Consider the following 12,326-nt stretch of genomic DNA (forward strand, 5'->3'; position numbering starts at 1 on the left):
GGCCGCGTCACACGTGGGGCAGTACCTCAGCCGCGATCAGCTCCAGGTGCTCCAGGTCGGACAGGTCCAGGACCTGCAGGTAGATCCGCTCGGCGCCGGCCTCGGCGAAACGGCCGATCTTGTCGAGCACCTCGGCGGGAGTGCCCGCCAGGCCCTCCTGGCGCAGCCGGGCCGGAGTGTTGCCGATGGCCGCCGCCCGCCGCTCCACCTCGGCCTCGTCGGCGCCGACGCAGACGGTCTGCGCGGCCGAGTAGGTCATCGGACGTTCGGCCAGCAGCCGGACCCGCTCGAAGGCCGCCCTCGTCTCCTCCACGGAGTGGAAGGGCACGTTGTACTCGTCGGCGAACCTGGCCGCCATGCGCGGGGTCCGCTTGGCCCCGATCCCGCCGATGATGATCGGCGGGCCGGGACGCTGGGCGGGCTTGGGCAGCGCGGGCGAGTCGGCCACGCGGTAGTAGGCGCCCTCGAAGGAGTAGCCCTCCTCGGCCGTCCACAGCCCCGTGATGATCTCCAACTGCTCCTCCCACCTGGCGAACCGCTCGCCGAGCGGCGGGAAGGGGATGCCGTAGGCGGTGTGCTCGCCGTCGAACCAGCCGGTGCCGAAGCCCAGTTCCACCCTGCCGCCGCTCATCTGGTCGACCTGGGCGACGCTGATGGCCAGCGGGCCCGGCAGGCGGAAGGTCGCGGGCGTCACCAGCGTGCCCAGCCTGATCGCCGAAGTCTCCCTCGCCAGCCCCGCCAGGGTGATCCACGCGTCGGTCGAGCCGGGGCCGGGGTCGCCGGGCCCGATGCGCTGGTAGTGGTCGGAGCGGAAGAACGCGTCGAACCCGAGCCGCTCGGTGGCCTTCGCCACGGCCAGCAGATCGTCATAGGTGGCACCCTGCTGGGGTTCGGTGAAGATCCTTAGCTTCATGCGGCCATTATCAGGTCACCCCGGCGCCGCCCCTGCTAGCGTTCACCATCGGTCATCGGCATGACACGGTAGGTGAGCATGGCGCGTCACAGAGAGCCGGGCACCCCGCCGCGCGCCCTCGTGGTGCTGGCCGGGCTCGTCCTGGTGGGGGTGACCGGCGTGGCGGTCTGGTTCCTGCCCGCCCAGGCCACGCCCGAGTGGCCCTCACCCCTCACCGCCGCGGGCCCGCCGGCCGCGGCCTTCCCCTCGACCACGGCCACGCCCTCGGCGAGCGCCGCCGCGAGTCCTTCCGGCTATGTCGCCTTCGTCGACACCGCCGAGAACCCGCGCTTCGACCCGGCCGAGGCCGCCCGCCGTACCGGGGTGCGGTGGTTCCTGCTGGGCCGGGTGACGGCGGGACCGAGCGGCTGCGCGCCCCGATGGGGCGGCACGCTCGAGCCCGGCCTCGATCTCGTCGCCAACCGGATCCCGTCGCTGCGCGCGGCCGGCGGCCAGGCCGGTCTCGCCTTCGGCGGGCCCGCGGGCACGGAGCTGGCCGGCGCCTGCGTCGCCCAGGACGCGCTCACCTCCGCCTACCGCAGGATGATCGGCGCCTTCGGCGCCTCGTTCGTGGAGTTCGACGTCCGCGACGGCGGCGACCTGCCGGCCGTACGGCGCAGGGCCCGCGCGCTGGCCGACCTGCAACGCGACCAGGACCTCGCGGTCATCTACAGCCTGCCGCTGGGCCCGGCCGGCCTCGCGCCGTCCGACGTGGAGATGCTCCGCCAGACCAGGGCCGCGGGGGCGGAGCTGGGCACGGTCAACCTGCTGGCCCCGATCGAACCGCTCACCGCTCCGGAGGGCCGCATGCGGCGCCTGGCCGCCGCCGTGCGGGCCGCGCACGGCCAGGTGCGCGAGGCGCTCAGGATCGACGAGGCGACGGCGTGGGGGCGGATCGCGCTCACCGCCGTGCTGGCCGGCTCCGGCGACCTCGGCCTGCTCGACGCCCGCAAGCTGTCGTTGTACGCCACCCGCCACCACCTGGCCTGGCTGTCGGCCCGTGGCGCCCCGCCGTCCGCGACCGTCGTCAGGGCGCTGCGCGGCCCGCGCGGCTGAGCCAGGCGGGCATCCGTCGATGGAGCCCATGGCAAATACCCCCGACGCCGTCATCTGTTCGACACCCGGCGGTAAAGGTATGGTTCCCATCCATTGATTTCCTTCCTCCGTTCCCCCTTGGAAGGAAAGATCCATGTCCCACGGCCACTCTCGCCGCCGGTTCCTCACGGTCGGCGCCGGCGTCCTGGCGAGCTCGCTGCTGCCGCCTTCGGTACACCGCGCGATGGCGATGCCGGTGCCCGCAGGCGGCCTGTCCGCCATCAAGCACGTCGTGTTCCTGATGCAGGAGAACCGCTCGTTCGACCACTACTTCGGGACGCTGCGCGGGGTGCGCGGATACGGCGACCGCAACGCCGTCAGGCTGCCGGACGGCAAGCCGGTCTTCGAGCAACCCTCGGCGTCCGGCCGGGTGCTTCCCTTCTCGGTACGCGAGGCGGCCGGCCTGGTCGGCAAGGACCTGCAGTGGATCTCGGATCTGGCCCACGGCTGGAACGACGGCCAGGCCGCGGCGGCCAAGGGCTGGCACAACGGCTGGATCCCGGCCAAGTCACCGGCCACGATGGCCTACTACGAGCGCCAGGACATCCCGCTCCAGTACGAGCTGGCCGACACCTTCACCCTCTGCGACCACTACTTCTGCTCGGTGCTCTCCTCCACCAGCCCGAACCGCAACTACCACGTCAGCGGGCACACCGGCTTCGAGCCGGGCACGACCAAGCGGGCCATCGACAACTCCGCCTACAGCGAGAACACCCACGCCGGCTACACCTGGTCCAACGCCGGGGAGATCCTGGAGGCCGCCGGCCGGTCCTGGCAGGTCTACCACGAGTGGGACAACTACCAGGACAACAACCTGGAATTCTTCGCCCGCTTCCGGCAGATCGCCCGCAAGGCGCTGCTCGGCGACTACAAGAGCATGGACTCCTTCTACGACGCGGTCCAGTCGGCGGCCCCGGCCAAGCGGGAGCAGCTGCTGGCCCGCCTGGAGGAGGGAGTGGCGCAGCTGACGCCGCAGGAGCGCTCGCTGTTCGACCGCGCGCTGCGCCGCGTGCCGTCCAAGACGCTGGCCCAGACCTTCCGCGCCGACGTCGAGGCGGGCAGGCTGCCGGAGGTGAGCTACATCGTGCCGTCGGCGGCCGACTCCGAGCACCCCTCGGCCTCGTCCCCCGCCCAGAGCGCGCGGATCACCTACGACATCCTCGACGCGATCGCCTCCACCCCCGAGGTGTGGCAGTCGACCGCGCTGTTCATCACCTACGACGAGAACGACGGCTTCTTCGACCACATGCCGCCGCCGCTGCCGCCCGCCGAGCTGACCGACGAGTTCTACAACGGCAACCCGATCGGGCTGGGCATCCGGGTCCCCATGACGGTCGTCTCGCCGTGGACCGTCGGCGGCTACACCTGCTCGCAGATCTTCGACCACTCCTCGACCGTGCGGTTCCTGGAGACGTGGCTGGGCGTGCGCTTCCCCGACGTCTCCCCCTGGCGGCGCACCGTCTCCGGCGACCTGACCTCGGCCTTCGACTTCGCCTCCGCCGGTCCCCGGCCGACCCCGACCGCGCCCGCCCAGGTCCCGGCCTTCACCGGCCGCTGGCGCCCGGCTCCCCCGGCCGAGCAGCGCATGCCGGTGCAGGAGCCCGGGGTCCGTCCCGCGCGGCCGCTGCCGTACCAGATCAACGCCTGGGCCCGCCTGCTGGGCGGCGACCTGGAGCTGACCCTGGCCAACGCCGGCAGCGACAGCGCGCACCTGACGCTCTACCCCTACGCCGGCGAGTTCGAGCGCCCGCTCCACCTCGACGTGCTCGGCGTCGCCACCCGGACCGTCGCGGTCAAGGACCGCTACGACCTGGTCCTGACCGGGCCGAACGGCTTCCGCCGGGAGTTCGCCGGCGAGCTCGGCGGCCGGGCCGCGCGCGTGCAGGTGCAGCAGGTGATCGATGTCGATCCGCGCAAGGTCCGCATCGAGATCACCAACCTCGGCGACCACCGCGTGACCCTCACGGTGCGGGCCAACGCCTACGGCACCAAGGAGCAGGCGGTGCCGTTGCGACCGGGTCAGTACCGCCAGGTCGTCTGGCCCGTCGAGGAGTCCCACGGCTGGTACGACGTGCAGATCAGCTGCGCGGAGGACCCCTCCTACGCTCGCCGCCTGATGGGCCACGTCGAGAACGGCCGCGCCAGCGTCACCGGCTGACGCCCTGAACGCGGGCGGACGCCCGGCCGGGGCATCCCGGCCGGGCGTCCGCTGCCGTGCCGCCGGTCAGGTCAGCACAGGTTCGCGCCGTCGAACGAGCGGACGCCGCGGGGCACCTGCGTGCTGATGGTCTGCCCCGGGCGCACGCTGCGGCACGGGCCGTCCGTGCCCCGAGCCCAGACGATCTTCAGGTTCAGCGTGGAGCGGCAGTCGTTGCGCGCGTAGCCGGTCTTGGTGATGCGCCCGACGTGCTCCCAGACGGTGACGCAGGACGGCGCGTTGCCGGACGGGACGGCCGCGACCGCCGGACCGGGAAGGCACAGCAGGCCGGCGGTGAGCAGGGTGGACGCGGCGAGGGCGATGAGGCGCATGGTCGCGGATCCTTTCGTGGAGAACCTGACCATCCGTTATTACACGACCACCCTCCGTCAGGTCAGCCTCTTTACCGAGGGAACGCGCGCCTCGCGTGCCACCCGTACCACGGGGGAGCCACCTTCCACGTTTCCCGCCCGACCAGCGCCTCATGGAAGGTGGCAGCCTGCGCTGAGAGGCGGCGGGCATGCCTGGAGCGCTGAGATACGAATGCCTTGCCCTGACCGGTGGGGCGTTCGTCGCCTTCAGGGCTTCCCTGCTGAAGGGAACGCCCGCCCTGATCGGCGGGGCGCAGGTGTTAGGCGCTGACGAGCGCCTCATGGAAGGTGGCAGCCTGGCTATCGTTCGGCCACCGCTCCAGCAGTTCGGCGTCCAGGGTGCGCAGCTCCCGCTGGATGCGCGCCGATCCGGTCTGGCGGGCGACGCCGAGCGCCTCGTGCCCGAGGTGCGCGGCCCGGCCCGGATCCTGCTCCGACTGGGCGACCGCGACGGCCAGCTTCGCAGTCAGGTGACCGCGGTCGCGGGCGAGGGTCGCGGGCAGCCTGCCGATCTGGTCTTCGAGGATGGTGACGGCGGTGTCGGCGCGGCCGGCGGCCCGGTAGCAGACCGCGGACTGCTCCTGCAGCGTGTCCCAGTCGTAGTGGTGCAGGTAGACGGGCACGTGCGGGTGGGTGACCTGTGGATGGTCGCGCAGAGTCTCGCCGGCCTCGTCCAGCAGGGCGAAGCAGTCGTCGTGCTCGCCGAGCATCACCAGGCCGCGGGCCTGCTGCTGGGCGGCCAGTGCGTTCAACTTGGGTTCCAGTTCAGCCGGGCGGCGGCGGGCGGCAGCCGCCAGGTGGACGACGGCGGCGTAGTCGTCGGTCAGGACGGAGATGTTGGACTGGCGGACCAGCATGTAGGCGCTCATCTGGGTGTCGCCAGCGCACTGCGCCCACTCGGCCGCCCGCCGGGTCCAGTCCATGGCGGTGTTGAGCTCTCCGAGATCCTGGTGCAGCCAGCCGGCCATCTCGGCGTACTGGGCCAGGACCTGCAGCAGCGGTTCGGCGTGCCGGGCGCCGGCACCGCGGCGCAGCTCGTCGAGCACGTCGATCTGGGCCAGCACGGGCCGAAGAAGTGAGCGGGGGCCGAGTATCTTGTCGGCGGTGTAGTGCTCGGCGAGGACGCGGCGGAAGTAGTCGATGACCTCGCCGTCGACGCGGGCGGGCTGCTCGATCGCGCGGGCGATGCGCTGGGTCTGGTCAGGGTCGCCGAGGCCTGGCACAACGGAGGCGAGCGCTCCGCTGGCGAGCAGTTGGGTGAACTGGCGTCGCGAGAGGGTCACCCGCACGCTCCTTCCGTCCGGTGTCTGCATGTCCAGCATGACCGGTTCGCCGTCGTGTATGCCAGCGGCGCTCGCGGCGAATGGGAGGCACTGCCATCCCCGGGCGGCGTCACTGAGGGCCAATAGCATCCCTCCCGCTTCCAGCGCGGCATCGAGGGCGCGCACCTGGTCAGCCGGCGGGAGGATCTCGCCCTTCTCCGCCCGGGAGATGCGCGTGTGGTCGTAGAGCGCCAGCTTGCCCAGCTCCCGCTGTGACAGGCCGGCTTGGTTGCGCAGGTGCCGCAACGCCGTACCCCACATGTGTGCCGTCATGCTGTGGTGCTCGTCCATCTGACCAGCTCCTCGCCGTGTTGCTGCGGTGTTGCGGCAACACCAGACCTCTGGGCGGCCCGGCTCCCGCCAGGTGACGATCCGTACGGGCGGATAGCCGGAGCGTAAACCGGCCGGTCAGTGATCGCACCCGGATCACGTCGACATCACCGTTCCGCCATGTCCCGACAGAAGTGGAGATCGTCATGTCTTCATGCAGGACCTGCGACGGTTCGGGGTTCATCACCACGACCGACGAGAACGGCAAGCCGATCAAGGTCCCGTGCCCCAACCACACCGGAAAGTGACCGGCTGAGCCTCGCCCGGCCCCGCCACACCGGAAGATCCACACCGAAGGGAGAACCAGAATGCAGACCACCGACCAGGCCTACCAGCCGCCCGCCGTCGTCGAGCTCGGTGACGTGCAGGCCGTCACGCTCGGCCAGTACGCCGAGGACAGCCAGGACAACAACCGCTACTTCTCCTAGGTAGCGAGCCCAAGGGGGCGGGCTGTCGTTGGGCAGCTCGCCCCCGCCCTTATCTGAGGGACGTAGGAGGAGACATGGGGCTGGCCGGGACGAGCGGCAGCCAGGACAAGCCCGGGTCGGGACGATCGCTGTGGGAGGCGCCTCACCCGGTATGGGTCGATGGGCCCGGCACGTGCCGTACGGCGCAGGCGGGCCGTACGTGGCTGGCGGTGGCGGGCGACTGCTACGCCAGCCAACGCCAGCTGGACGCCGCGCTCGTGGCGGTACGGGCGGGCCGGTGGCGTGAGCTGACCGGCTGGCCCGGCTCCTACTGGGTGGCCGCGACCGACGGGGTCAAGACGGTCGTCATCGGCGATGTGGCGGGCGTCCGGCCCGTCTACTACGCGCGGCGCGGCGACGATATCGTGTGGGCCGCCGAGGCGGGCCTGCTCGCCGCCCACACCGGCGCCGACATCGACCTCACCAGCGTGATCGCGTGGATGGCCGCGCCGACCGTGCCGGAACTGGCCGGCCACACCACCGTGTACCGAGGCGTGGCGCGGGTGCCGGCCGGCCGGCTGCTTGAACTTCCCACCGGGGCGGTCGTCGACTACGAGCCGGCCACTTGCGCCAGCCACGACCCCGCCGACGCCCGGTATGAGCTGCGGCACGCCTTGACCAGCAGCGTCGAAGCCCGTGCGGCCGCACATCCGCGGCTGTCCGCCGACCTGTCCGGGGGCGTCGACTCGACCTGCGTGGCGGCGGCTGCCGCGCACGCCAGCCCGCGCCGCCTGCCCGCGTTCACCCATCACCCGTACCTGGCCGACAACGACGACCTGATGTACGCACAGCGCGCCGTCGACGCGCTGCCCGGCGTCCTCCACCGGGTCGTGCCCGGCAGCGCACGCTGGTTCGACCACCTGGACCGGGTGCCGGCCACCGACCTGCCGTACGCGGACGCGGCCCGCTGGGCGGTGCACGCCGAATACCTACAGGTGATCGCCGCCGACGGCTCCGACGCGCATCTGACGGGCGGCGGCGGCGACACTCTGTTCGCCCCGCCGGCCTACGCGCTGGCCGACCTCGCCCGAGCCGGGCAGTGGCGGTGGTGGCTGGCCGAGACCACTGCCCGCGCCCGCCTCCGCCACCGGCCCGTCGCCGCTGCCGTGCGGGCGGGTCTGGCCGACGCGTCCTGCGGCTACCCGGGCGCGCTGCGCCGTCTCAGCCACTCGATCGTCTCCGCGGCTCAATGCTCCTACGCGATGTCCGGCCGTCGGGGCCACCATTCGGGCTGGCTGCTGTCACCTGGCATCGCTGCCTGGTTCACCCGTGATGCCGCCCTCGACGTCGGCCAGGCGCTGATGCAGGCCGCCGACGCCGCGCCGCGCCTGTCCGGCGCCGCGCAGGCCGCCTACCGGCTGCGCTGCGACGTCGTCGAATACGGCGGCTACCACGCCCAGTACGCTCAAGCGGTACGGCAGGCGGGCGTCCACCTGCACGCGCCCATGCTGGACAACCAGGTCGTGCGCGCCGCGCTGGCACGGCCCGCCTGGGAGCGGCTATCGCGCACCAGCCCGAAGCCGCTGCTGGCCGCCGCCCTCACCGGCATGGTGCCGGCCGAGATCCTCAGCCGGGCCACGAAAGGCAGCCTCGCCCAGAACGCCTACGCGGGGGTGGCCACCAACCACGACAACATCCGCGACGTGCTCGCCTCCTCCCGGCTCGTCGACGCCGGCCTGATCGACCACCGGCGAGCCGCCGCCGACGTGGCGCTGCTGGCCGCCGGCGTGCCCGGCCGGATGGCGGCGCTCGAACTGCTCCTGTCGGCAGAGCTGTGGCTCGCCCGCCACCAGCTGCAGCCGCCCGGCAGCGCCGTACTCCAGGGGGCCCGATGACACGCCTCCTCCACGTTTCCAGCCACGTTCACGCCACCATCACCGAGGAGGGCGGCATGCTGCTCGACGTGCGCCGTCGAGGTCGCTGGCACGTGCTCACCCCGGCCGCCGTGGCCTGCTGGCCCCACCTGGCCCGCGGCGACATCGACGCAGCAACCCAGGAGCTGATGCACCGCTGGGGCATCCCGGCCAAGCAGGCTTACGCCGACGTAGGCGGCCTCGTCCGCCAGCTGGACGCGGCCCGGCTCCTGGTCCGGCCTCGCCGCCACGGGTGGAGGTGGTGGTGGCGGTGACGACCGTCCGCATGATCCAGCCGGTCGGCGACCGGCAGACCGCCCGCACCTTCCGCGCAGCGGCCCATCTCGCGCTGGCGGCCGCCTGCCTGGTCGCTGCCGTCATGCTGCTACGCCTTCTGCCGCTGCGCGCCGTGCTGGCCTGCGCCCGCGCGGCGGCCAGGCTGATGCGCCGCCACCCGGCCGCCGGAGCGGCCGCCCAGCTGGCCGCCGGCCGTGACTGGGCCACGGCCCGGTGGCCGGGGCGTGCCGCCTGCCTGGAAAACAGCCTCGCCAGCTACCTGGCCGCCGCTGTGCTCGGCTACCACGCCAGCTGGCGGATCGGCTGCCGGTTCGCGCCGGCCGCCTGCCACGCATGGACCCAGACCTGCTTGGGTCTGCTTGGCGAACCCATCCAGCCTGACAGGCCACTGCACACTACCGTGGCCGTCGGACACCTGTTGAACTGCGAAAACCTGGGAGACCGATGAACGCTGACGTTCTATCCGCCGCCGTCGCCACGGTTCCGCGCGACTTCTACACCGACCACCCCGTGCACGGCCGGCCGCCGCAGACCACCGCACAGGCCGCGATCGAGCGTGACATCCTCCGCATCGGCACCGACCTCGCAGGCAAACGGATCCTCGAGGTGGGCACCGGCACCGGCTACACCGGCGCGCTGCTGGCCGCCCTCGTCGGCCCGGCCGGGCATGTCGTGTCGATCGACATCGACTCGGCCCTCGTCGAACGCGCCCGCCTCCTGCACGCCGAGCGCGGCTGCCCCGTTCAGGTGCTGTGCGGCGACGGACACGCGGCAGCGCCCGACCTGGCGCCCTTCGACGTGATCATCGGCTGGTGCACGCCGACGCACCTTCCCGGCGCGTGGCTCAAGCAGGTACGCCCAGGCGGGATCATCTCAACCCCGATCTACATCGCGCCGGTCGCCCGCGTGGTCGGGCACCTGCGCGCCACCGTCGACGACCGCCACCAGGTGACCGATGCGGCGCTCAGCAGCGCCGTGTATGTCGACATGGGCAGCGAGGTGAACACCACCCTCGGCACGCCCTTGTTCTACGTGGACGCCACCGACGGCGCCTCCTATGTGTCGGTCGCCTGGCGCGGCAGCGATGACCCCGCAGCCGCGCTCGCCCTGCTCAACAGCCCCGCCCACGTCGAGGCGTTCGACGTGGGCCTGGACGGGGCGGAAGCTGCCAAGGCGTGGGTCGACGCCCGCGCGTACTGCGCGGCCCGTGACCACGGGGCTGGCGCCTCCAACCTCACCACCTGGGGCACGGGCGCGCCGGACTGGATGAGCGGTTTCGGGTTCAGCAGCGGCCGTAACGCCGCGGTCCTGACCGACTCCTGGCAGATGCGCGCCAACGGGCCCGACTCGCCTGCGCTGGCGAAACTTCGGGACTACCTGGCAGTCTGGCAGGAAGTTGGCCGGCCCGGGGTGGACCGCCTCGATGTGACGCTCGTGCCCGGCGACCACGGCTGGGAGGCACGCGCGGCGCTTCCCACTACGGATGCATAGAGGACGTCTGCTGCAGGAGAAGGGGGCTGCCTATGGGCGGCCTCCTTCTTCGTCATCGGATTGACTCACCGAGGGCTTGGACAGCGGTCATGGCTCGGTGCGGCGCTCGCTGTTCGAGGTCTGGCGGCCGAACAGACGGCGTAGGCGTTCAGCTGAGCGCCAGGCCGAGCTCGGCGAGCTGCAGTTGCGGTTTGGCGCGCCGCTGGAGGGCGTAGGCGGTCACGCCCTGGTGCTCGACGGTGCGGACGACGGTCCAGCCCTGCACGTCGCGGTAGTAGGCCACAAGGCCGGGGTATGGGCCGGTGCCGCGTCTCACCCACGTGCGGCCCTGGGCGGCGGCCCGGTGCAGCGCCCACCACGCGATCAGGCTGCCGGGCCGCCGACCGTTCAGGCTCGGGTCGGTGATCGTGGTGGCCAGGAACAGCGACGGCTCTGACCGCTCGGACGGGTCTGGCCACAGCAGTGGCGAACTCTCCTCGTAGAGGCTGGTCACCCCGACTACCTGGCCGTCGTCGCCGGTCATGGCCCACACCGGAAACGCGGGGTCGCCAGCCTGGGCCGCGAGCTCGGCCGCCTTCGCGTGCCAGCCCTCCCAGCCGGGTAGATCCCGCTCGCGCATCCATGCGGCGCGGGCCCGGATCAGCGTCTCGATCTCGGGCTGGTCCCCGACACGTGCAGGCCGCATCTGGAACATGGTCGTCACCGTAGCGCTTCCTCCTCCACAGGGCGGGCGAACCCCGTTACTCCGTAGCGGGTTGGCCATCCATTCGCTCTATGGCTGCATGACCCTTGTGGTCGCCTCGGCCCGTTCCCCGGGTGTCTGCTCACGATCGGCGCCGAGGAGGATCAGCAGCCGGTCCTCCGGCTGGAGGGCGGGCCATGGCTGGAGAGATGCCGCTTGTCGCCACGAGGTCCGCGGTGGGCGAGAGCCGAGCGGCAGGTGTCACGAAAGCCGCCATCAAGTCACGTTTTCCCTGATGAAAGGGGGTGTCCGTATACATGAGACGCACAAGCGAACCTCGCCTGAAAGGAACCTCATGGCCCGCCGGCTGCCCCTCCGAGAACGAACACCCGAACGGGTCCGGAGCACTACAGCAGTTCGCGCGGGGCGCGATCGCCTGGTCGCCGGCAGTTGGGCCCGCAGCCACGCTGGCCGTGATCGACAACGGCCGCAACACTCGCGGCCAAAATGTCACGCTCAAGTGGGACCACATGGGCACACACTGGGACTTCTACATCGTCAGGGTCGTGGTCACCTCGCGAGATGGCAACAAGATCCGCCAGCGCGACGTCGCTCGGACAACCCCATGGAGCGGCCAGTTCACCGTCAACACGCGGGATGTCATGGACATCGGCTTCACCTCCAGCCACTCCAGGCGGCGAAGCGAGATGACTTTCTGGCTCAAAGGCTGCGACAACGGCACCTTCGGCTCGGATTGCGGCCCGTGGAGCGACGCCGTCACCTACACATGGAGGTAGCCAGCACGGCGAACCGCTCCTTTAACGCTCGCAGCGGTCAGTGACGCGTCGACCCGCCCCCGGAAGACGATGAGCGCTCTCACCCCACGGAGTGAGGGCGCTCAGTCAGGCCGGGCCCGGCGTCGCCATTCGTCGAACACTGCCAGCGCTCGCTCGTGGCTCACCTCCACTACGCCCATCCACGGTTTGCCCGACTCGTATGCCACCGTGGAGGAATGCAGGACCCTGTACCTGAGGTTCGCATCGTTGACGGGTGTGTGGTCACTGCGCCCGGGGTGGGCCCGATTGCGCAGGTATGGCTTCCGCGCGACGGGCAGGTGATCGCGAAGATCCCGGCGAGGAAGGGGAACTGGCGGTGGCTACGCCAGGCCGTCCGTATCCGTTCCCCCCGCCTCGACGGCGACCGGTGGCACCTGCCGCGGAACTGCCTGGTCAAGCTGGTGACGGCAGCGGTCGACAGGTACGGCTACAT

At 71.6% G+C, this 12,326-nt stretch carries 12 protein-coding genes and 1 pseudogene; 9 read left to right on the plus strand and 4 right to left on the minus strand.

Features of this window, described 5'->3' with window-relative positions; all coding sequences use genetic code 11:
- Positions 1–7: 7 nt before the first annotated feature.
- Positions 8–913, minus strand: coding sequence for an LLM class F420-dependent oxidoreductase (locus tag ACWEVS_RS17605; RefSeq protein ID WP_449924411.1), 906 nt, complete (start codon positions 911–913; stop codon positions 8–10).
- A gap of 78 nt (positions 914–991) precedes the next feature.
- Here ACWEVS_RS17605 and ACWEVS_RS17610 point away from each other — a divergent pair, with 78 nt between their 5' ends.
- Together ACWEVS_RS17610 and ACWEVS_RS17615 are read left to right on the plus strand one after the other, a co-directional pair.
- Complete coding sequence (locus tag ACWEVS_RS17610; protein ID WP_452552328.1) at positions 992–2,008, plus strand: hypothetical protein; 1,017 nt, start codon at positions 992–994, stop codon at positions 2,006–2,008.
- A 133-nt stretch (positions 2,009–2,141) separates the two neighbouring features.
- Complete coding sequence (locus ACWEVS_RS17615) at positions 2,142–4,205, plus strand: phosphocholine-specific phospholipase C (RefSeq protein WP_452552330.1); 2,064 nt, start codon at positions 2,142–2,144, stop codon at positions 4,203–4,205.
- Between the two features lie 71 nt (positions 4,206–4,276).
- Here ACWEVS_RS17615 and ACWEVS_RS17620 read toward each other — a convergent pair whose 3' ends face one another.
- Positions 4,277–4,576, minus strand: coding sequence for a hypothetical protein (locus ACWEVS_RS17620; protein WP_452552332.1), 300 nt, complete (start codon positions 4,574–4,576; stop codon positions 4,277–4,279).
- A 299-nt stretch (positions 4,577–4,875) separates the two neighbouring features.
- The gene (locus ACWEVS_RS17625; RefSeq protein ID WP_449924422.1) at positions 4,876–6,228 is read right to left on the minus strand and encodes a helix-turn-helix domain-containing protein; all 1,353 of its coding nucleotides are present in this window, start codon (positions 6,226–6,228) and stop codon (positions 4,876–4,878) included.
- Positions 6,229–6,575: 347 nt separating this feature from the next.
- Between ACWEVS_RS17625 and ACWEVS_RS17630 the strand changes: the two genes are divergently transcribed.
- The 5 genes from ACWEVS_RS17630 to ACWEVS_RS17650 all read left to right on the plus strand — a co-directional run bounded on the left by ACWEVS_RS17630 (position 6,576) and on the right by ACWEVS_RS17650 (position 10,375).
- Positions 6,576–6,695, plus strand: a complete 120-nt coding sequence (locus ACWEVS_RS17630) for a lasso RiPP family leader peptide-containing protein (RefSeq protein ID WP_449924424.1) — start codon at positions 6,576–6,578, stop codon at positions 6,693–6,695.
- 74 nt (positions 6,696–6,769) lie between these two features.
- On the plus strand, positions 6,770–8,569 hold the full coding sequence (locus tag ACWEVS_RS17635; RefSeq protein ID WP_449924426.1) for an albusnodin/ikarugamycin family macrolactam cyclase: 1,800 nt from the start codon (positions 6,770–6,772) through the stop codon (positions 8,567–8,569).
- Complete coding sequence (locus tag ACWEVS_RS17640) at positions 8,566–8,862, plus strand: PqqD family peptide modification chaperone (protein WP_449924429.1); 297 nt, start codon at positions 8,566–8,568, stop codon at positions 8,860–8,862. Before ACWEVS_RS17635 ends, ACWEVS_RS17640 begins: the two co-directional genes overlap by 4 nt.
- Entirely contained in the window at positions 8,853–9,332 is a 480-nt protein-coding gene (locus ACWEVS_RS17645) for a lasso peptide biosynthesis B2 protein (RefSeq protein ID WP_449924431.1), read from the plus strand. Before ACWEVS_RS17640 ends, ACWEVS_RS17645 begins: the two co-directional genes overlap by 10 nt.
- Positions 9,329–10,375 carry a protein-L-isoaspartate O-methyltransferase family protein gene (locus tag ACWEVS_RS17650; RefSeq protein WP_449924434.1) on the plus strand — a complete coding sequence of 349 codons (1,047 nt, stop codon included), beginning with the start codon at positions 9,329–9,331 and terminating at the stop codon, positions 10,373–10,375. The genes ACWEVS_RS17645 and ACWEVS_RS17650 overlap by 4 nt, the downstream gene beginning before the upstream one ends.
- A 148-nt stretch (positions 10,376–10,523) precedes the next feature.
- On the opposite strand, the gene ACWEVS_RS17655 is transcribed toward ACWEVS_RS17650, so the two are convergent.
- Positions 10,524–11,060 carry a hypothetical protein gene (locus ACWEVS_RS17655; RefSeq protein ID WP_452552334.1) on the minus strand — a complete coding sequence of 179 codons (537 nt, stop codon included), beginning with the start codon at positions 11,058–11,060 and terminating at the stop codon, positions 10,524–10,526.
- A gap of 314 nt (positions 11,061–11,374) precedes the next feature.
- On the opposite strand from ACWEVS_RS17655, the pseudogene ACWEVS_RS17660 reads away from it, so the two are divergent.
- Together ACWEVS_RS17660 and ACWEVS_RS17665 are read left to right on the plus strand one after the other, a co-directional pair.
- Positions 11,375–11,506, plus strand: a pseudogene (locus ACWEVS_RS17660) (hypothetical protein); the annotation flags it as partial.
- A 24-nt stretch (positions 11,507–11,530) separates the two neighbouring features.
- Positions 11,531–11,854: a hypothetical protein gene (locus ACWEVS_RS17665; protein WP_452414530.1), complete on the plus strand. Its 324-nt coding sequence runs from the start codon at positions 11,531–11,533 to the stop codon at positions 11,852–11,854.
- Positions 11,855–12,326: the final 472 nt, after the last annotated feature.

The sequence above is a fragment of the Nonomuraea sp. NPDC003754 genome (assembly GCF_053605785.1).

Bases quoted from the DNA above. Each gene is read 5' to 3' on its own strand.
- ACWEVS_RS17605 (WP_449924411.1), bottom strand. From the start codon at position 913: ATGAAGCTAAGGATCTTCACCGAACCCCAGCAGGGTGCCACCTATGAC.
- ACWEVS_RS17610 (WP_452552328.1), top strand. From the start codon at position 992: ATGGCGCGTCACAGAGAGCCGGGCACCCCGCCGCGCGCCCTCGTGGTG.
- ACWEVS_RS17615 (WP_452552330.1), top strand. From the start codon at position 2,142: ATGTCCCACGGCCACTCTCGCCGCCGGTTCCTCACGGTCGGCGCCGGC.
- ACWEVS_RS17620 (WP_452552332.1), bottom strand. From the start codon at position 4,576: ATGCGCCTCATCGCCCTCGCCGCGTCCACCCTGCTCACCGCCGGCCTG.
- ACWEVS_RS17625 (WP_449924422.1), bottom strand. From the start codon at position 6,228: ATGGACGAGCACCACAGCATGACGGCACACATGTGGGGTACGGCGTTG.
- ACWEVS_RS17630 (WP_449924424.1), top strand. From the start codon at position 6,576: ATGCAGACCACCGACCAGGCCTACCAGCCGCCCGCCGTCGTCGAGCTC.
- ACWEVS_RS17635 (WP_449924426.1), top strand. From the start codon at position 6,770: ATGGGGCTGGCCGGGACGAGCGGCAGCCAGGACAAGCCCGGGTCGGGA.
- ACWEVS_RS17640 (WP_449924429.1), top strand. From the start codon at position 8,566: ATGACACGCCTCCTCCACGTTTCCAGCCACGTTCACGCCACCATCACC.
- ACWEVS_RS17650 (WP_449924434.1), top strand. From the start codon at position 9,329: ATGAACGCTGACGTTCTATCCGCCGCCGTCGCCACGGTTCCGCGCGAC.
- ACWEVS_RS17655 (WP_452552334.1), bottom strand. From the start codon at position 11,060: ATGCGGCCTGCACGTGTCGGGGACCAGCCCGAGATCGAGACGCTGATC.